This window comes from Streptomyces sp. NPDC093801 (genome assembly GCF_040701585.1).
Taxonomy (GTDB): domain Bacteria; phylum Actinomycetota; class Actinomycetes; order Streptomycetales; family Streptomycetaceae; genus Streptomyces.
Genome location: NZ_JBFBDP010000032.1, coordinates 35,118 through 52,256, shown reverse-complemented (window position 1 = coordinate 52,256; position 17,139 = coordinate 35,118). Strand labels below are relative to the sequence as shown.

20 protein-coding genes are annotated in these 17,139 nt (G+C 73.8%); 7 read left to right on the top strand and 13 right to left on the bottom strand.

From position 1 onward, the window contains the following. Positions 1-33: 33 nt before the first annotated feature. From AB0469_RS31305 to AB0469_RS31295, 3 genes are all read right to left on the bottom strand, one after another. Positions 34-678: a response regulator transcription factor gene (locus tag AB0469_RS31305; RefSeq protein WP_366454831.1), complete on the bottom strand. Its 645-nt coding sequence runs from the start codon at positions 676-678 to the stop codon at positions 34-36. Continuing rightward, a complete protein-coding gene (locus AB0469_RS31300) occupies positions 669-1,790 on the bottom strand; it encodes a histidine kinase (RefSeq protein WP_366454869.1) in 1,122 nt (373 codons plus the stop codon). The genes AB0469_RS31305 and AB0469_RS31300 overlap by 10 nt, the downstream gene beginning before the upstream one ends. A gap of 337 nt (positions 1,791-2,127) precedes the next feature. After that, positions 2,128-2,796 (bottom strand): DedA family protein, encoded by a 669-nt coding sequence (locus tag AB0469_RS31295; RefSeq protein ID WP_366454830.1) that lies wholly within the window; start codon positions 2,794-2,796, stop codon positions 2,128-2,130. Between the two features lie 421 nt (positions 2,797-3,217). Here AB0469_RS31295 and AB0469_RS31290 point away from each other — a divergent pair, with 421 nt between their 5' ends. Then, a complete protein-coding gene (locus AB0469_RS31290) occupies positions 3,218-4,087 on the top strand; it encodes an MBL fold metallo-hydrolase (protein WP_366454829.1) in 870 nt (289 codons plus the stop codon). A gap of 235 nt (positions 4,088-4,322) precedes the next feature. Here the strand turns inward: AB0469_RS31290 and AB0469_RS31285 are convergent, their stop codons facing one another. Then, positions 4,323-4,757: a DUF5959 family protein gene (locus tag AB0469_RS31285; RefSeq protein WP_366454828.1), complete on the bottom strand. Its 435-nt coding sequence runs from the start codon at positions 4,755-4,757 to the stop codon at positions 4,323-4,325. Between the two features lie 313 nt (positions 4,758-5,070). Between AB0469_RS31285 and AB0469_RS31280 the strand changes: the two genes are divergently transcribed. After that, on the top strand, positions 5,071-5,892 hold the full coding sequence (locus AB0469_RS31280; RefSeq protein ID WP_366454827.1) for a MerR family transcriptional regulator: 822 nt from the start codon (positions 5,071-5,073) through the stop codon (positions 5,890-5,892). A gap of 298 nt (positions 5,893-6,190) precedes the next feature. Here AB0469_RS31280 and AB0469_RS31275 read toward each other — a convergent pair whose 3' ends face one another. From AB0469_RS31275 to AB0469_RS31265, 3 genes are all read right to left on the bottom strand, one after another. After that, a complete protein-coding gene (locus tag AB0469_RS31275) occupies positions 6,191-7,276 on the bottom strand; it encodes an SGNH/GDSL hydrolase family protein (RefSeq protein ID WP_366454826.1) in 1,086 nt (361 codons plus the stop codon). A gap of 258 nt (positions 7,277-7,534) precedes the next feature. Next, a complete protein-coding gene (locus AB0469_RS31270; RefSeq protein ID WP_366454825.1) occupies positions 7,535-7,948 on the bottom strand; it encodes an RNHCP domain-containing protein in 414 nt (137 codons plus the stop codon). Between the two features lie 27 nt (positions 7,949-7,975). Next, positions 7,976-8,362: an RNHCP domain-containing protein gene (locus AB0469_RS31265; RefSeq protein WP_366454824.1), complete on the bottom strand. Its 387-nt coding sequence runs from the start codon at positions 8,360-8,362 to the stop codon at positions 7,976-7,978. A gap of 358 nt (positions 8,363-8,720) precedes the next feature. Here AB0469_RS31265 and AB0469_RS31260 point away from each other — a divergent pair, with 358 nt between their 5' ends. Then, a complete protein-coding gene (locus AB0469_RS31260) occupies positions 8,721-9,002 on the top strand; it encodes a hypothetical protein (protein ID WP_366454823.1) in 282 nt (93 codons plus the stop codon). Then, positions 8,999-9,598, top strand: coding sequence for a hypothetical protein (locus AB0469_RS31255; protein WP_366454822.1), 600 nt, complete (start codon positions 8,999-9,001; stop codon positions 9,596-9,598). The genes AB0469_RS31260 and AB0469_RS31255 overlap by 4 nt, the downstream gene beginning before the upstream one ends. Here the strand turns inward: AB0469_RS31255 and AB0469_RS31250 are convergent. Both AB0469_RS31250 and AB0469_RS31245 read right to left on the bottom strand, forming a co-directional pair. Next, positions 9,585-10,817 (bottom strand): SpoIIE family protein phosphatase, encoded by a 1,233-nt coding sequence (locus tag AB0469_RS31250; protein ID WP_366454821.1) that lies wholly within the window; start codon positions 10,815-10,817, stop codon positions 9,585-9,587. The genes AB0469_RS31255 and AB0469_RS31250 overlap by 14 nt on opposite strands. 131 nt (positions 10,818-10,948) lie before the next feature. After that, complete coding sequence (locus AB0469_RS31245; RefSeq protein WP_366454820.1) at positions 10,949-11,347, bottom strand: hypothetical protein; 399 nt, start codon at positions 11,345-11,347, stop codon at positions 10,949-10,951. A 94-nt stretch (positions 11,348-11,441) separates the two neighbouring features. Here AB0469_RS31245 and AB0469_RS31240 point away from each other — a divergent pair, with 94 nt between their 5' ends. Next, complete coding sequence (locus tag AB0469_RS31240; protein WP_366454819.1) at positions 11,442-12,020, top strand: hypothetical protein; 579 nt, start codon at positions 11,442-11,444, stop codon at positions 12,018-12,020. Between the two features lie 9 nt (positions 12,021-12,029). Here the strand turns inward: AB0469_RS31240 and AB0469_RS31235 are convergent, their stop codons facing one another. Then, complete coding sequence (locus AB0469_RS31235) at positions 12,030-13,082, bottom strand: S66 peptidase family protein (RefSeq protein ID WP_366454818.1); 1,053 nt, start codon at positions 13,080-13,082, stop codon at positions 12,030-12,032. A 211-nt stretch (positions 13,083-13,293) separates the two neighbouring features. Here AB0469_RS31235 and AB0469_RS31230 point away from each other — a divergent pair, with 211 nt between their 5' ends. Then, positions 13,294-13,959, top strand: a complete 666-nt coding sequence (locus AB0469_RS31230) for a class I SAM-dependent methyltransferase (RefSeq protein ID WP_366454817.1) — start codon at positions 13,294-13,296, stop codon at positions 13,957-13,959. A gap of 128 nt (positions 13,960-14,087) precedes the next feature. On the opposite strand, the gene AB0469_RS31225 is transcribed toward AB0469_RS31230, so the two are convergent. From AB0469_RS31225 to AB0469_RS31215, 3 genes are all read right to left on the bottom strand, one after another. After that, complete coding sequence (locus AB0469_RS31225; protein WP_366454868.1) at positions 14,088-14,612, bottom strand: GNAT family N-acetyltransferase; 525 nt, start codon at positions 14,610-14,612, stop codon at positions 14,088-14,090. Positions 14,613-15,082: 470 nt separating this feature from the next. After that, positions 15,083-15,862: a phosphotransferase gene (locus AB0469_RS31220; protein ID WP_366454816.1), complete on the bottom strand. Its 780-nt coding sequence runs from the start codon at positions 15,860-15,862 to the stop codon at positions 15,083-15,085. A 32-nt stretch (positions 15,863-15,894) separates the two neighbouring features. Beyond that, positions 15,895-16,527 carry a class I SAM-dependent methyltransferase gene (locus AB0469_RS31215; RefSeq protein WP_366454815.1) on the bottom strand — a complete coding sequence of 211 codons (633 nt, stop codon included), beginning with the start codon at positions 16,525-16,527 and terminating at the stop codon, positions 15,895-15,897. A gap of 112 nt (positions 16,528-16,639) precedes the next feature. On the opposite strand from AB0469_RS31215, the gene AB0469_RS31210 reads away from it, so the two are divergent. Further along, complete coding sequence (locus AB0469_RS31210; RefSeq protein WP_042813416.1) at positions 16,640-16,900, top strand: DUF6225 family protein; 261 nt, start codon at positions 16,640-16,642, stop codon at positions 16,898-16,900. Positions 16,901-17,139 lie beyond the last annotated feature (239 nt).

The following is a 17,139-nucleotide window of genomic DNA, read 5'->3' as shown; positions in this document are numbered from 1 at the left end:
TTCGGGCGCGTCCTTGCGGGGGTGCGCGGGCCGTCAGTGCTCCAGGTAGCGCAGTACCGCCAGGACCCGGCGGTTGCGGTCCGTGGTGTGGGGCAGTTCCAGTTTGTCGAAGACGGTGTTGAGGTTCTTCTCCACCGCGCTCACCGAGATGTGCAGCTCCTTCGCGATGGCCGTGTTGGTCAGCCCCTGGGCCAGGGCCTCCAGCACCGTGCGCTCGCGCGGGGTGAGCCGGGCCAGGGGATCGCCGTGCGTGCTGCGGACGACCAGCTGCCGCACCACCTCCGGGTCGATCACCGCCCCGCCCGCGTGGATCCGTTCCAGTGCGTCGAGGAACTCCTCCACCTGCGCCACCCGGTCCTTGAGCAGGTACCCCACCCGCTCCGCGTTCGCCGCCAGCAGCCGGGCGGCGTAACTTCGCTCGACGTGCTGCGACAGCACCAGGACCCCCACCTCCGGCAGGCGCTCGCGGATCTCCACCGCGGCGCGCAGGCCCTCGTCGGTGTGGGTCGGGGGCATCCGGATGTCCGCGACGACGATGTCCGGCCGCCGCGCCGCCGTCTCCTCGACCAGCGAGACCGCGTCGGGGAGCGCGGCGAGGACCTCGTGGCCCTCCTCGACGAGGAGGCGTACGAGGCCCTCCCGCAGCAGGGTCGAGTCCTCGGCCAGGATCACGCGCACGGCAGCTCCGCGGTGACGGTGGTGGGTCCCCCCGCGGGGCTTTCGACGCGCAGCAGTCCGTCGAGGGCCGCCACCCGGCTGAGCAGGCCCGACAGCCCGGTGCCCGACGGGTCCGCGCCGCCCGAGCCGTCGTCCTCGACCCGTACGGTCAGGACCGGTCCGCGCCGGGCCACCCGCACCGAGACGGCGGAGGCGCCGGAGTGCTTGGCGGCGTTCGTCACGGCCTCGCAGACCACGAAGTACGCGGCGGTGCGCACCGGTCCCGGCAGCGGACCGGCCGCGTCGAACTCGGTGCGCAGCGGGATCGCGCACCGCTCGGCCACCCCGGCCAGCGCCTCCTCCAGGCCCAGGCTGTCCAGGGCGGACGGGTACACCCGCCAGGCCACCTCGCGCAGTTCGGTCAGGACGTCCTGGGACTCCCGGTGCGCCTGGAGCAGCAGGGCGTCCGCCCGCTCCGGGTCCCGCTCGCGGCTTCGGCGGGCCCGGCCCAGCAGCATCGCCAGGGCCACCAGCCGCTGCTGGACCCCGTCGTGCAGGTCCCGTTCGATGCGGCGCCGCTCGGAGTCCACGGCCCGTAGCACCGCGGCCCGGCTGCCGGCCAGTTCCTCGATGCGGGCCCGGAGCAGCTCGTGCTCGGAGGGTCCGAAGCACGCGCGGGCGATCCGCGCGTCGAGCACGACCAGGGAGCGCAGGCCCTGGAGGCCGAGGAAGAGCAGTACGCCGCCCAGCAGGACCTGCGTCAGCAGCTCGGACCAGCCCAGGCCGCCCCGTACGGCGCCCGCGACGAGCAGCACGGCCAGCGCCGCGCCGAAGCCGAGCAGTCCGAGGACCGTCGCGCACAGCAGGCCGGCGTAGCAGCGGACGGCCAGGTAGCGCAGGATCTTGGGGCCGGAGGCCTCGTAGTGCGCGGGGAAGGGGTCCCCGAAGAAGGCGGAGCGGCGGCCGCGCTCCAGGGCCGCCAGCCGGCGGGCGCCGCCGAGCAGGAGGCCGAGGGCGTCCGGGCGGGTGCGGGGCCACAGGAGGAAGGGCCCGAGGGCCGCGCCCGGGACGAGGAACCAGGCCAGCTCCAGCAGGGCGGTGGCGCAGCCGAGCAGTACCCCGCAGGCGCGCAGCGGCCACGGGCGGCGCCGGGCGGCCTCCTGCCGAACCGTTTCGCTGATCGTCGAGTCCCCCGGCACGGGGTCCGAGCCTAGTCGGGGACTGCGGGCTGGACAAGATCGTTCACATCGTCCCCGGGGCGTGGGACGGTGGCCCGGGCCGGCCGGGCGGGGGTGGGCGGCGGTCACGGGGTGCGCCGGGTGGTCAGGTACCGGGCGACGGCCACGGGCCGGGCGACGGCCACGGGCCGGGCAGCGGCCACGAGCCGAGCGGCAGCCACAGGCCGAGCGGCAGCCACAGGCCGGGCGGCAGCCACAAGCCGGGCGGCAGCCACAAGCCGGGCGGTGGTGGTCACGGGGTGCGGCGGTGCCGGGGCGTCCGGCCGCGGCCGCGCAGCCGGACCGCCAGGTAGGCCCCGACCGCCACCAGGACCGTCACCAGGACGGCCTTGGACAGGACGCCGACATAGGTCTCCACCACGTCCCACCGGTCGCCGAGCCAGTAGCCGGCCAGGACGAGCACGCCGTTCCAGATCAGGCTGCCCAGGGCGGTCAGCATCAGGAACACGGGCATCGGCATGCGCTCCACGCCGGCCGGTACCGAGATCAGGCTGCGGAAGATGGGCACCATCCGGCCGAGGAAGACCGCCCTGGTGCCGTGCCGGGCGAACCACTGCTCGGTGCGCTCCAGGTCGGAGGCCTTCACCAGCGGGAGCCTCGCCCAGATCGCGTGCATGCGGTCGCGGCCGAAGAGCATGCCGATCCAGTACAGGGCGAGCGCGCCCGCCACCGAACCGGACGTGGTCCAGAACAGGGCCGATACGAGGCTGAGCACGCCCTGTCCGGCGGCGAAGCCCGTCAGCGGCAGGATGACCTCGCTGGGCAGCGGCGGGAAGAGGTTCTCCAGGGCGATGGCCAGGCCGGCCCCGGGCCCGCCCATGGTGTCGACGAGTCCGGCGGCCCAGCCCGCGAAGCCGTCCGCGGGCTGCCGGGACAGCGCCAGAGTGATGAAGGGATGCATGCTGCGGCCTTCCTGGAAGGTCGGGTTCAGGTCCTGCGGGGCGGTGTGCCCCGTTGCCCTTCCATGGTGGAAAGCGCAGCTCAGCGGCGGTATGCGGGTGGCCGTCCACCTCACCCTGCGGAAAACCGCAGGGTGAGGTGGACAGGCGCTCGCGATCGCAGGCCGGCCGACGGCGGGATCAGGGCCCGCCGGGGTCGTGGAGGCAGCACGCGAGACCCCGGCTCTGCCCTGCGCCCCTCCCCCGCCTCCGCCGGCCGTCCGCCCTGTGAACCCGCACCGTGTCCCGTGGACGCGTGTCGCCGTGAGAGCGCACCGGGGCGAAAGTACAAGATCGGCAGGGCCTGGCCGTTGCCGCGGGGGGTGGGGTATCCCTGAGGGACGGCCCCGATCGGGGCCGTTCGCCCCGGAACGGAGACCTGCCGTGGACGGCTGGTACGTGGACGACCGTTGCTCCAACTGCGATGTCGCGCGACAGCTCGCGCCCGAACTGATCGGCGAGGCCGACGGAGCGTCACGGATCCCGCGCCCGCCGCGCGACGAGGCGGAGACGCGGCACTTGTACGCGGCCGTGTTCGCCTGTCCCACCCGCTCCATCCGTCACACCTCCGGGCCACCGGACCGGCGGCGCGACCCCTTCCCGATGGCCTTGGACGGCGGCGTGCTGCTGTGCGGCCACAACTCGCGGCACACCGCGGGGGCCAACTCCTACCTATTGCTGCGGCCCTCGGGGACGGCCATGATGATCGACACGCCGCGCTGGAGCCCTGCGCTCGCCGAGCGCTACGCGGCATCGGGCCCGGTCACGGACGTGCTGCTCACCCATCGCGACCACGCCGCACACGGCCGCCGCTACGCGGACCACTTCGGTGCCCGGCTGTGGATCCACGAGGGCGACCTCGATGCGGCGCCCGACGCGGACGAGGTGATCCGGGGCCTCGAACCGCTGGAGATCGGCGAGGGGGTCACCGCCCAGCCGCTGCCCGGCCACACTGCGGGCAGCGTGCTCTACCTCGCCGATGGCCGGTACTGCTTCAGCGGGGACAGCTTCTACTGGTCGCGCACCACCGGTGATCTCGAAGTCGCGGACAGCGTGACCTGGTACTCCATCGAGGAGTTGGCCGCCTCCCTGGCCAGGGTGGCGGGACGGCTCCGGTTCGAGTGGGTCCTCCCCGGCCACGGCGACCGCCGCCGGATGCCCGCCGACGAGATGTCCCGCCGCCTGGGCGCCCTGGCCGAGCGCACCCGGCTGTTGCGGGCCCGACCGGTCGACTTCACCGCCGTCCGCTGGTGAGAGGCCGGCCGGAAGGGAGGACCCAGGGGGTGGTGCGAAAGTCCTGTGCGGTGCCCGCGCTGTCCGGTGCGTGCTCCCGGCGTGCGGGGCGAAGGCCCTCGCACTGGGCGTACTCGGGGCTTCGCCCGGGGCGGCGGGAGTGCGTGCCGGGTGCCGTGGACGCCGTGCGGGACTTCCGCGACACCCCCCCCCAGCCCGACCAGTCGACGCCTCCGCTCCTCTTCTCAGGCCCGGGTCAGGGGCCGTCGGTGAGGGTGGCGCGCAGTCGGTCCAGGTGGGAGGCGGCGCGCGTGGCCCAGCCGTCGCGCAGGTTCAGCGGCACCGTCACCGTCACCCCGCTCTGGACCGGGTCGCGGACGTCCACCACGAACGGGTCGGCCGCGCGCAGCCGCAGGTAGGCGCTGCGTCCCGCCTCGGGCCAGTCGGTGACCGAGCCGTCGGGCAGGGCGCCGTCCTCCTCGGCGGCGGCGCGGGCGGCCATGAACGCGGTGAGGTCCGCGAGGTCGGCGTCGGTGAAGTGCACCGGCAGGCGTGCGCCGACGAAGCCGGTCTCGATCACGATCTCGGCCTCGTGCCGGCCCGCGTGGCGTCCGCCGCCCGCCGCGTCCTCCAGCTCCACCGACACGCTCCGCCCCCGGTCCGCGAACCTGACGACGTCGAGATCTCTCATCCGTACCCCCTCCTCCGCATCCGTCGCGGCCCGTCGCCCGCTCTCCGTGCCGGCCATGCCGACGTTGACGTCCATGTCATCCTGCCAGGTGGCACTGACAACGCCCCGGGGCCGCCGCTGCGGCGCCACCCGACGAGCGCCGTCCGGCACCCCCTCGATGATGCCCGGACGTCGAATGGGTCCCGGTTCACGACCGGGGCGACGACGGCGGTGGCCCGAGATCGGGTACGGCGCCCCCGCCCTCCGCCGTTCTCCGCCCGCCGGGTAGCTTCTTGACCCTCACACCGTGTCAGGCGGTCGACTCGGAGACATCATGTTCACCATCGGAGACTTCGCCCGGCACGGCCGCGTCTCGGTCCGGATGCTGCGTCACTACGACGCGACCGGCCTGTTGCGCCCCGCCCATGTCGACCCCCACAACGGCTACCGCCACTACACGGCGGCCCAGCTCGCCCGCCTCAACCGGATCATCGCGCTCAAAGACCTCGGTTTCACCCTCCAACAGGTCCACGACATCGTGGACGAGAAGGTCGGAGCCGAGGAGTTGCGCGGCATGCTGCGGCTGCGGCGGGCCGAGCTGGAGACCGCCGTGGCCGCCGCGGGGGCTCGGCTGGTCCAGGTCGAGGCGAGGCTCCGGGCCATCGAGAGCGAGGGGCGCATGCCCGTCAACGACGTCGTCATCAAGAACCTTCCCGCCGTCCGGGTCGCGGAGCTGACCGCGACCGCCGAGAGTTTCGAGCCCGAGGACATCGGACCGGTCATCGGGCCGCTCTACGACGAGCTGTTCCGGCTCCTGGGAGCGGCCGGCATCACCCCGACCGGTCCCGGCGTCGCGTACTACGAGGACGCGCCGGAGGGCGGCGGAAGGATCAGCGTCCACGCGGGCGTCCAGGTCTGCGCCCCGCTCCAGGACGGTGCCTTCCGCGTCGTCGACCTGCCGCCCGTCGAGCAGGCGGCGACCATCGTGCACCGCGGCTCGATGGACGGCGTGCTCCCCACCGCCCAGACCCTGGCCCGCTGGGTCGACGCCCACGGCCTCCGGTCGGCCGGCTACCCCCGCGAGGTCAACCTGGAGTGCCCCGACAACCGCGACGAGTGGGTGACGGAGCTGCAGGCACCGGTCGTCCGGTCCTGAACCGCCCGCGGTCCGAGGGGCCGGAGCAGATGCCGGGAGCGGGCGGCCACGGCTGCGCGACGACGGCGGCGAGCCGGCGCTGGACCTCCACGTCCCCGTCGCCGACCAGGAAGCAGCGGGCCACGGGCCGGGCCCGCGGTGCGGCCGGGTCCGGTTGACGCGAAGGGCCGCCGCCCCCGGAAGGGGAGCGGCGACCCGTGTGGACGCCCCCGACCTCTCGTCCACGTTTAGGGGGAGCCGGGGTCGCCGCCGCTCACCACGAGCTCCCTCGGCCGCGCCGTCGTGCGCGCCGCGCCGCTCAGATGATGCCGGCGGCGCGCAGTGCGGAGGTGACCTGGCGGGCCTGGTTGTCGGCGCCGCGCTTGTTGGGGTGGAAGGTGGTCAGCGTCTCGTTCCCGCGGAAGATGCCGTCGCCGTGGGCGAGCATGCCCTGCATCCAGGCGGTCCAGCCGGGGCTGAAGGGCGGCATGTCCTTGCCGGCGGGGAAGCGGGCGGGCTTGTAGCCCTGGAGCTCCTCGTCGAACGTGTAGCGGGCGTAGAGCCCGAACATCCACTTCTCGGTGCCCTCGCGGCAGACGTGGTGGGCGCGGGTGGACTCGGCGATGTCGACGTAGGTGTGGCCGTGGGCCTTGGCCGCGTCGCGGATGACGGAGTCGACCAGGTCGAACTGCTGCTGGATGAAGGGCATGTCGCCCTTCTTGATCGTGATGTTCTCGTCCAGCCCGCCGTCGCAAGTGCCCTGTCCTTCCGCGGTGGGGAAGAGGGTGGGGTAGCCGACGAAGAAGAACCTTGCGTGGGGGGCGCGCTCGCGCAGCTCCGGCATCATCTTCGCGAAGCCGTCGCGCAGGTCCTCCTCCTTCCGGGCCAGGTCCGCGCGGCCTTCCTCGGTGTGGCGGTAGTAGTCGGTGCCGGGGCTGCCGATGGCGGACGCGCCCAGGGAGGCGCACTTGGCGACGATCTGGCCGAGGTTGTACTGGTTGCCGCCGATGCCGACGGTGACCAGCGTGGTGGCCTTGCTGAGGGCGTCGATCTGCGCGGGGCGCGGGGTGGGGGTGAACTGCGGTACGCCGCTGCCGTCGACGGGGACGTAGGGCGGGCCGCCGAAGACGGTCTGCGGGGTGAGGATGCCGCCGAGGCCGAGGCCCCGGTCGTCGATGGTCGCGCCGCCGCAGGTGACGTCGATGAACTCGTAGGCGGACAGCACGGTGCGGGCCAGCTGTTGCGGGTAGCTGTCCTTCGAGCGGCCGCTGTAGTCGCCGTCCGGCCCGCCCAGACCGCCGTCCACCGGCTCGCGGACCAGGTTGGTATCACCGCCGATGAACTGGCCGGCGCTGTAGGAGTCGCCGAGCGCGACGTACTGAGGCAGAGGCTGGATGTGCGGCATGGACGCCCTTCCCGAGAGGTCAACACTGCGCGTGACGCATCGGGTCCATAGATATGCCATCGGAATATGCAGGACGGGAGGGCGACACGGGAACGACGCGATCCACCCGCCGCGGCCGCAGCGCGTTCACCCGGATGCCGGAGGCCGGCGCCCGACGCCGGTACGACGGCGCCGGCCCGGAGCGGGGCGGCGCCGTCGTAGCGGCCGTCGGTCAGCGACCGGTGGAGGGGGGAGGCCTCGGGCTCCTCCGTGCCCCGCTCACAGCATGAGCAGGGCACGGCCGGCGCGCCCGGGGTCGGCGAGGGGCCTGAGTGCGAGGCGGACCAGGGCGAGGGGGTTGTCGTCGCCGGCGATGCGGTTGGCGCTGAGTTCGCCGCACGCGGCGCACTGGTGGATGAGCATCCATTCGCCGTCCGGGCGGACGGACATGCCCAGCGCCTCCATCCGGCCCCGGCAGTCGGCGTCGCGGTCGCCGGGGACCTTCCGGTCGACGTGCAGGCTGGCCAGGCAGTTCGGGCAGTGGTTGCGGTGCGCGGTGCCGGGTGCGTCCAGGGAGACGTCGAGGCGGCAGGACGTGCACCGGAAGGCGTCGGCCCGGTGGCCGCGCCGGATGTGCAGGACGTCCTTGTGCCGCTGCGGACGGCTCCGACGGCGGCCGTTGTTGCGTGACACGGATGTGCTCCTTCCCGGTGCGGGCGGTCAGAGGGTTCCGAACGCTTCGAGCGGGAAGGGCGGTTGGGCCAGCGGACGGACCGCCATGCGCATCAGGATGAGCTGGTTGTCGTCCGTGCGGGCCGGGTTGGAGGTGAGCTCGTCGCAGCGCACGCAGCGGTGGATCACCATCCAGTCACCGGTGCGGAGCACGGCGATGGCGATCGGGGACATCCGGCCACCGCAGTCGCTCGGTCCGCCCTCGGCGTGGTCGAGGACGTGCCGGGAGTGAAGGCAGGACGGGCAGTGGTTGCGCGGCGCGCCGTCGGCGGCGTACGCGGACACGGTCAGGCCACACCACGCGCAGGCGAAGGTGTCGAGGCTGAGGGTGTTGTTGGTGGTGTTGGTGGTGTTGCGATTGGTGTGGCTGGACACCCGGGGTGCTCCTTGCTGGGGGTCGGTCATGGCAGCAAGAGCAGGCCGAGCGGCCTCGTCAGAGGGCCCGAAGACGTCGTGGGACGGCGGACGGGCAGGTCAGAGCACCGGAGAACGCATCCGGCAGCCACCCGGAGAAGCGGGCGGCGGAACGCGGCGGACGGTTACGCGGTACGGCGAGGCGCACTCGGCGCGGGCCGGGTCATCACACACCCATTTCCAGGGCGCACGGGCCCAGATCGAAGCAGAACGACCCGGTCAGGCTAACAAGGCGGCTCCCGGGGGCGTCAACGGAATATCCGACGCAGGGCGTCAAGGGATTCTTGACAAGTCGGCGGCGTCAAGGTTTCCTTGACGCATGTTGATCTTGAAGGCGGGCTCCCGCCACCGGGAGCTCTTCCCCGCCACCACGTCCATGGCCGTCGTGCTGCCGCTCGCCGTGAGCCTGCCCGCCCTGACCGTGCTGTTCGGCGACCGGCTCGGCCCGCTCGCCACCGTCGCCCTGATCGTCACGGGCCTCGTACTCATCGCCTGCACCGCCGGTCTGACCGCCCGGGCGGCCCGGGAGTCCGCCGAACGGACGCGCCGCGACGAGGCCGTCCTCGACGCCCTCGAACCCCTTGCGGGACTGGGCCGATGAGCAACGAACCACTGCTCCACCCCGCGGAGATGGACCGGATCCGGGAAGGGATCGCCGCGGCCGTCCTCGACGCCCCCGAGGGGCTGGCCGACTCGCTGGAACACGACGCGCACGGGTACCTGCGCCTGGTGGACGCCTCGCGCGTCGGCGCCGAGGAGGCGAGCCGGCTCCTGCGCGAGGCCGTCCAGGGCGCCCGGGCCGCCGGCCACAGCTGGGACACCGTGGGCCGTGTCCTGGGGGTCAGCCGCCAGGCCGCCCAGCAGCGCTTCGCGAGCAAGGCCTCCGCGGGCCGGTCGGCAGCGGCCGCCGGAGGACCGAACGCCCCCAAGCGCCGCACCCTCAGCGGGCTCACCGCGTTCAACGAGATGGCCGCCCTGGAAGAGGCGGGCCGCGACGGCTGGCACATGGTCGGCTACGGCCCCTTCTACCACGAGGTGGAGGCGTCGGGTCACCCCTGGGAGCACTGCCGGGTCACGCTCCCCTCCGTCACACGGCACCGGCGGATGGAAGCGGAAGGCTGGATTCCGGTCGGTGCGGGATGGTTCCCCTGGCGGTACTACAAGCGGCCCCTCGACCGCCCCGTCACAGACGCATGACGACGAGGGCCGTGTCGTCGGTGAGGCCGGCCGGAGGGATCAGGTCCGTCAGGAGGGAGTCGGCGAGGGTGTCGGCGTCGGCGGTGCGGTGGCGGGCCAGCGAGGCGGCCAGGCGGTGCAGGCCGGTGTCGATGTCCTCCCGGCGGCGTTCGACGAGCCCGTCGGTGTAGAGGACCAGGACGCACCCCTCGGCGAAACCGGCGCGGGCCTCGGGGCGGGAGACGTGTTCGGGGCGGGCGCCGAGCGGGGGGTCGGTGGCCCGGTCGAGGAAGGTGACGCTGCCGTCGGGATGACACAGGGCGGGCGGGGGGTGCCCGGCGCAGCTGTAGGTCAGGGTCCTGCTGTTCCAGTCGATGAAGACGGAGGCGGCGGTGGTCGATTCGGCGCCGTCGACCGAGCGCGCGTACAACCCGAGGACCTCGAGGGCCTGCGCGGGGCCTTCGGCGACGTGGGAGACGGCGGACAGCGCGCTGCGGAGCTGGCCCATGACCCCTGCGGCGGCCAGGCCGTGTCCGACGACGTCCCCCACGGCCACGGCCGTACGGCCCGCGTCCGGCAGGTCGACGAGGTCGTACCAGTCGCCGCACACGTTCAGGGCGCCCATCGCGGGCCGGTAGCGGACGGCGGCGCGGTGGTGGCCGAGAGGGCGGGGCGCGGGCAGCATCGCCTGCTGGAGGTGGAGGGCGACCTCGCGTTCACGGGCGTGGGCCTGGCGCAGCCGTTCGTTGACCTCCTGCAGTTCCCGTGCGCGGGTGTACAGCTCGGCCTCGAGGACCTGGGAGCGGTCGCTGCCGCTGCGGCTGCCGCGGGCCTTGATCAGCTCGGTGACCTCCTCGACGCGGTGCAGGAGCAGGGCCACGCTCCCGTCGGGGGCCGGCACGGGGACGTTGACCGGGCTCCAGTACCGCTCCTGCCACACGCCGGGGCGTTCGGGGTCCTCCACGTCGTAGCGCTGCAGGGCCATCGTGTCGCGCTCGGCGGTGGCCACGACGCGCAGCAGGGAGGCCTGGAGGTTGCGCATGCCGGTCGCGGAGGGATCGTTGGGGTTGTCCGGGAAGACGTCGAAGAGGTAGCGGCCGATGAGCTGCCCGCGGGTGCGGCCGGACAGCGCCAGGAAGGTCTCGTTGACGTCCGCGTACATCAAGTCGGGGGTCAGCAGCGCCACTGCGGCGGGGAGCGCCTGGAAGACTGCGTGATAGTCGATGACGGGTCCGCTCACGATTCCACCTGCCGCCTGCCCAGCCCACCGGTCCGGTCCTGTGTGCTCCCACGATGCCAGTCCGGCGCGGATGCGCCCCGCTGCGATGCGCCGGTGTGGACCGTTCGGCCCTCGCACGGCGGCACCCTCGATCAGCGGTCCCCCGGCTGCAGGGGTACACAGTGCGGCAGGGGCTGCTGCCAGGTGCCCAGGGTGGTGAGGAGGAACTGTCGGCTGCGGAGGCGGACGTCGTTCCAGGCCGGGTCCGTGGTGGTCAGGGCGTCGGCCCAGAGGCCGGAGCGGGCGGTGGCGTCGATCTCGGCGAGGCGGCGGCCGACGGGGCGCAGGTCGCGGATTTCTTCCGGCTCCAGGACTCCGCGCTCCGCGAGTCCCTCGCAGACACGGCAGAGCAGCTCCGCCTCCTCGACGACGTCCGCCGTCCGCACCCGCCGCTCGCCCACCCAGGCGAGCTGGTCCTGTGCGTCGGCCGCCAGGAGGGTCATGAGGCGCAGCGTCCAGGTGCGCATGCGGGCGTCGCCGGGATCGTTCATGCAGGCATGATCGCACCGGACTCCCGCCACGGCCGGGGGCGGCCGCAGGCGGGAGCTGCGGGAGCCGCGGCACCCCGCACTACACTCACGCTGCGTGACCCCTCCTGCCCACCGCCGCACGGCCGCGGACGACGACGCGCTGCTGGAGCGGCTCCATGCGCTCGCGTGGGGCGGCGGCAGTGTGGTCCCCTACCCGACCGTCCTGCCGGCGGGGCCCTTCCCGCCGCTCTCGGGGGCCCAGGTCGCGCACGCGGAACGGAAGATCGGGTATCGGCTGCCCGGTCTGCTCCGGCGCATCTACACCGAGATCGGTGACGGAGGGTTCGGTCCCGAAGGCGGCCTCGCGTCGCTCGTGCCGGGCCGCCGGCCGCCCGGGTACCGGGCGGACTGGCACTGTGCGCTGACCGTCCGCGACCGGCGGCCCCGTACGGCGCCGCCGCGGTCGTGGTTCCCTCTGACCGACGGCGGCTGCAGCATGGAGTGGTACGTCTCGCTGACGGCCGTCGACCATCCCGTGCTGCTCTACGACGCCGACGGCTGGGAGCCCGACGCGGGACAGACCCCTCACGACGGCCTGCGCTACGCGGCGCCCTCGCTGCGCCATTGGCTCTGGACCTGGGCCGACGGCGGCAACGTCTGGGACGAGGCGCTGCGGACCATCGGTGAGGACTGACCGCCTCGGTCAGTACGTCACCGTGATCCGCCGCGCCGGGCCGTCGACGGTGACGGATCCGCCGTAGGGGATCACCAGTTGCGGGTCGGTGTGCCCGAAGTCGACGTCGAAGACCGCCGTCGTGCGCGGGGCGTACGCCGCCAGGGCGCGCAGCACCGCCTCGCGCTGCTCCACGGCGTAGCGCCGCCTGTCCTCCGGCCCGTTGGGCCGCTCGAAGGACCACGCCTTGGCCCGCCCCATCAGCAGGGCCGGGAAGCGCGCCAGCAGGCCCCGTTCCCCCATGTTGCGCAGGATGCGGAAGACCTCCTCCCCTCTCGGCAGCTCCTCCGACGTCTCGAGGAACAGCACCCCGCCGTCGTACACGGCCGGGTCGCGCGCGATCTCGCGGTCGGCCATCAGCAGCCACGACAGGATCTCCAGGTTGCCGCCCCAGGCCCGGCCCTCGACGCGGCGTTCCGGCTGGTGCCAGGTCCAGCCGTCGGCGGGCCGCGCGTCCGGTTCCTCCTCGAAGGTGGCCGGGTCGGCCCAGTCGCGGTCGGTGTCGCCGTAGTGCGCGGCGGGGCGGAGTGCGTACGGGCCCGGGGTGAACAGGGCCGCGCGGAGCGAGTCGGCGGTCAGGGGGTGGAGCGCGTACGGGCGGCCGAGCGTCGTCATGAGGCAGCCGCCGTGGTAGCCGACGACGCCCAGGTTGTAGAGGAACGCCAGCAGGTTGGTGTTGTCGCTCATCCCGAAGAAGGGCTTGGGGTTGGCGCGGATCAGTTCGCGGTCCAGGTGGGGCAGCACGGTGATCTGGTCGTCGCCGCCGATGGTGGCCATGACCGCCGTGACCGTGGGGTCGGCGAACGCGGCGTGGATGTCGTCGGCCCGTGCGCGGGGGGTGGAGCCCATGACGCGCGTCGTCGGATACTCCACCGGTTCGAGGCCGAAGTCCCCGCGCAGCCGCTTGAGCCCCAGCTCGTACGGGAGGGGGAACAGCTCCGGCAGACCCGACCCCGGCGAGATGACGGCGATGCGGTCGCCGGGGGCGGGCTTGGGGGGATACGCGGGGGAGGGTGCGGTCATGACGGTGAGGTTAGGGGCCCGGCCCGCGTCGGATCATCTTCATTTCGGAGCAGGGCGTGGGCCGGCGTCGCTCGGGGCCGCGGCCCGTCCGCAACGGTCCAGGTGGTCAGGGCCGTGCCGACACCCGGGAGAAGGCCGGTCCCGCCCCGGACTCCCTCTGCGGCGGTGCTCCTAGGATTCCTCCGGACACGGGCCCGGCGAAGGAGGCGGCATGGCGGACGAGCGGGAGGACCTGGCCGGGGTTCAGCGGCGGCACTGGCAGGGCACCTACGCCGCCCACCCCGGCATGTACGGCGAGGAGCCGTCCGAGCCCGCGGTCCACGCCGCCGCCGTGTTCAGGGTGGCGCGGGTCGGGGACGTGCTGGAGCTGGGCGCCGGGCACGGCCGGGACGCGCTGTTCTTCGCCCGCGAGGGCTTCACCGTCCACGCGACCGACTTCAGCCCCGCCGGGCTGGAACAGCTGCGCGACGCCGCCCGCTCCCGGGCCGTCGGTGAGCGCGTGACCACCGCGGTCCACGACGTGCGCGAGCCGCTACCGCTGCCGGACGCCTCGGTGGACGCGGTGTTCGCGCACATGCTGCTGTGCATGGCCCTGTCGACTGAGGAGATCCACGCCCTGGTCGCGGAGGTCCGCCGCGTCCTGCGGCCCGGCGGAGTGTTCGTCTACACGGTGCGGCACACCGGCGACGCCCACTACGGCGCCGGTACGGCGCACGGCGACGGCATCTTCGAACACGGGGGCTTCGCGGTCCACTTCTTCGACCGCGAACTCGTCGACGCCCTCGCAGACGGCTGGATCCTCGACGAGGTCCACGCCTTCGAGGAGGGCGAACTGCCGCGCCGCCTGTGGCGCGTCACCCAGTACCTGCCCCGGTGAGCAGGGCCGTCGCGGGCCCGCGCGGAGCGTGGGCGACGCGGTCGTCGGGGCGGGCTGGACCTGGCGCGGCGTCGGCACGCTCCGACCTGCCGGGCGTCGCGGGCCCGGCCTGATCCGAAAGACACGGCCTAGGGGTACGGGTCGGCGGGCGCCGTCGTCGGGTCGGGCCAGGTGATCTCGAAGTACCTGACGCGCTCGTCCTGTCCGGCCGGCCGCATGCCGGCCGCCGTCATGACGTGGTGGGACGCGGTGTTGTCGTGGTCGGCGTCGCCCTTCACGCGGGTGATGCCCCGGGACCGCGCGAGCAGCAGGAGGGCGCGGAGGGCTTCGGAGGCGTATCCGCTGCCCCGGGCCGAGGGGACGAGGCCGTAGCCGATGGTGACGCTGCCGTGCGCGTCCGCGGGTCCGTGGAAGCCGATGCCGCCGATGGCCCGGCCGTCCTCGCGGAGCCGGATCTCGTAGTTGCCGAACGGGTGGGGGTCGCCGGTGTCCGCGCAGGTGCCCAGGAAGCGCCCGGCGGCCGACGCGTCGCCCTCGGTGGGGTATCCCGGCGCCCACCGGTCGCCGCCGTCCGGCTCGCCCGCCAGCAACCGCTCGGCCTCGCCGATGGTCATCGGGTGGAGCAGGAGCCGTTCCGTCACCACGTCGTCCATGGCAGGCAGGAGTACCACGCGGGACGACCGGACCGCACCGGAATTGTCCGGGGAGGGGAAGGGCGGGGCAGGCACAGCGACGCGCTCCCGCTGCCAGATCTGCACCCCGCCGCCGATCCGCTCCGCCCGCCGGGCGGCGTCGAGGACGTTGCCCGGACGGTCGGCGATCTCGCCGATGCGCCGCGGCACGGGTTCGGGCGAGTCCGTACGGGCTGCGATGGTCTCGATGTCGGCCTGGAGCAGGTGGACTTCCTCGGTGAACTCCGCGACGTCCCCCGGGGCGACGCGGAGGTCGTCCTCGGCCGGCCGGGGGAAGAACCGTGCACCGAGCGAGCGGACGGTCTCCGACCCCCGGACGGTGGTGCGCCGGCTCTCGAAGCCGGCCGGGTCCGACGCCCCGGCGGGGACGTCGAGGTAGCGGGTCCCGCCGCTCTCGTCCGTTGAACGCCGTTGCGCGGGTGTTGACGTGTTCAGTCGCCCGGATCGCCGAGGAGGGCCGCGCGCTCCTGCCGCAGCCAGGCCCGTTCCTCCGTCATCTCGGCCGCGTCGCCGCGGGCCAGGAACGTCGCCCACGGCTCCTCGCCCCGCCCGCCGAGCCGTTCGATGCGCTCCGCCTCACGGGCCTGGAGGGCGTCCAGCGCGTCCAGGACGGCCGCCGGGCGTGCGCCGTAGGCGGTGCAGAGGGCGTCGAGGCGGCTGCGCAGGGCGCCGGCCCCGGTGATCCCGGCCCTGCGCTGTTGCCCGACGGGGCGCAGCGGTACGGCGTACCAGGCGAGTTGTGCGAGGTCGTCGAGGGGGTGGCCGGGCGCTGCGAAGTCCCAGTCGATGAAGCCGGCCAGCCGGTCTCCGTTCCAGATGGAGTTCCAGGGGCCGAGGTCGCCGTGCCGGACGATCGTTCCGGGCCGCCGTTCCTCGTCCGGGGCCCGCCATCGCGCGTCGGCCGGGGGCCTGAAGTCGCGGACGGCTTCGTGGTACTCGCGCAGCCAGGTCCCCAGCTCGCGGATGCCGGCCGTCGACCGCAGGGCCGGCGGCCAGGGGCTGAAGGCCGGTTCGCCGTGGAGCAGTGACACGACTTCGTCGGCGCCGTCGGTGCCGAGGGCGCGCGGTGCCCGGGTGAAGCCCGCCGACTCCAGGTGGTCCAGCAGGGCGTGCACCGCGGGCGTCCACGCGCCGGCCGGCCGGCGGATCGTTTCGCCGACGCGGCGCACGGTCGTCACACTGCCCTGGTCGGTGGCACCATCCTCGATCACCGGGCCAGCTTAGGCGTGCCCCGGCGGGGTGGCTACGGGCGCCGGGCCAGCACGTGGGCGTCGAGGAAGCCGCGTTCGGAGGCCGGGTCGTGCAGGAGCCGGGCGAAGGGGATGAGGCCGGCCCCGGCCAGCAGTTCGGCGATGCGGTCCGCGGGCCAGCTGTGGGCGGGCGTCACCTTGTGGTCGAAGCGGACCGGGTCCGGGCCGTCGGTGGCGAAGAACGAGACCAGGAGCAGGCCCCCGGATGCCAGGACGCGGGCCAGCTCGGCGAGGAGCGCGGGGAGTTCCTCCGGCGGGGTGTGGATCGTCGAGTAGTGGGCCAGCACTCCGCCGAGCGCTCCGTCCGCGACCGGCAGGGCTTCCATCCGGGCCTCGTCGAACCGCAGTGCCGGGTGGGCCCGCCGGGCGTGGGCGACCATGCCCGGGGAGAGGTCGAGGCCGAAGGCGTCCACGCCCAGGTCGTGCAGCATGGCCGTGAGGTGGCCGGGCCCGCACCCGACGTCGGCCACCCGCCGGTTGCCCGTAGCGCGCACCAGCTCTGCGAAGGTGGCGATCATGTTCCGTGTGAAGGGCTGCGCCTCCAGGCGGCGATCGGCGAACATGGACGCGTAGAGCTCCACGACCCCGTCGTAGGCGGTCCTGATCTCGTCCTGGTGTTGCGGCATGGGGGATGAAGCTAGCAGCACGGGCTTCGCCCCCGCCCTCCGGCCGACATGGCACACGTGCCCACGGCGCGGCGAACCCTGCTTCGGCCGACGGTGGTTCTAGCTTCTGTACATGGCTGACATGTTCGAGCACGCCCCGCAGGTATGGACCGCTGCGCGGCTGCGTGAAGCTCTCGCGGAACTGCCGGACGAGACACCGATCCACATCGGGGTCGCGGACGGTCCGGGTGATTTCGACGGGTACGGGGAGTACGTCCTGGTGGACGCCGAGCCCGTCGAGTTGGACACCGACGGCGTCGACGGCCCTCCGCACGTCCAGTTCACCCTGTTCGCGGACGCCCGGGCGGGCGCCTACCACCCCGACGTCGACTGACACCGCCCCGGGCCGGGGCCGCTGCCCCGACGGCCCGGACCGGCTTTCCGCGACCGCCCGGCGACGGCGGCCGCGTCCGCGGACGCACCCCGCCCTCCCCCGGCACGGCCGGAGGAGGGCGGTCCCGTGCCGGGGCCGGGCCGGGTCGGCAGGGAGGAGGCGAACCCCCGGAGCGTCAGGGCCCCTGGTGAGGGACCGTCACGTTCCTGCCACCACTGTGGCAGTTTGGCCGGAGATCC

Coding starts and splice junctions, on each gene's coding strand:
- AB0469_RS31255 (WP_366454822.1), top strand. CDS start 8,999: ATGAGCAACGAACCACTGCTCCACCCCGCGGAGATGGACCGGATCCGG.
- AB0469_RS31260 (WP_366454823.1), top strand. CDS start 8,721: ATGTTGATCTTGAAGGCGGGCTCCCGCCACCGGGAGCTCTTCCCCGCC.
- AB0469_RS31210 (WP_042813416.1), top strand. CDS start 16,640: ATGGCTGACATGTTCGAGCACGCCCCGCAGGTATGGACCGCTGCGCGG.
- AB0469_RS31280 (WP_366454827.1), top strand. CDS start 5,071: ATGTTCACCATCGGAGACTTCGCCCGGCACGGCCGCGTCTCGGTCCGG.
- AB0469_RS31275 (WP_366454826.1), bottom strand. CDS start 7,276: ATGCCGCACATCCAGCCTCTGCCTCAGTACGTCGCGCTCGGCGACTCC.
- AB0469_RS31285 (WP_366454828.1), bottom strand. CDS start 4,757: ATGAGAGATCTCGACGTCGTCAGGTTCGCGGACCGGGGGCGGAGCGTG.
- AB0469_RS31235 (WP_366454818.1), bottom strand. CDS start 13,082: ATGACCGCACCCTCCCCCGCGTATCCCCCCAAGCCCGCCCCCGGCGAC.
- AB0469_RS31225 (WP_366454868.1), bottom strand. CDS start 14,612: ATGGACGACGTGGTGACGGAACGGCTCCTGCTCCACCCGATGACCATC.
- AB0469_RS31215 (WP_366454815.1), bottom strand. CDS start 16,527: ATGCCGCAACACCAGGACGAGATCAGGACCGCCTACGACGGGGTCGTG.
- AB0469_RS31295 (WP_366454830.1), bottom strand. CDS start 2,796: ATGCATCCCTTCATCACTCTGGCGCTGTCCCGGCAGCCCGCGGACGGC.
- AB0469_RS31230 (WP_366454817.1), top strand. CDS start 13,294: ATGGCGGACGAGCGGGAGGACCTGGCCGGGGTTCAGCGGCGGCACTGG.
- AB0469_RS31245 (WP_366454820.1), bottom strand. CDS start 11,347: ATGAACGATCCCGGCGACGCCCGCATGCGCACCTGGACGCTGCGCCTC.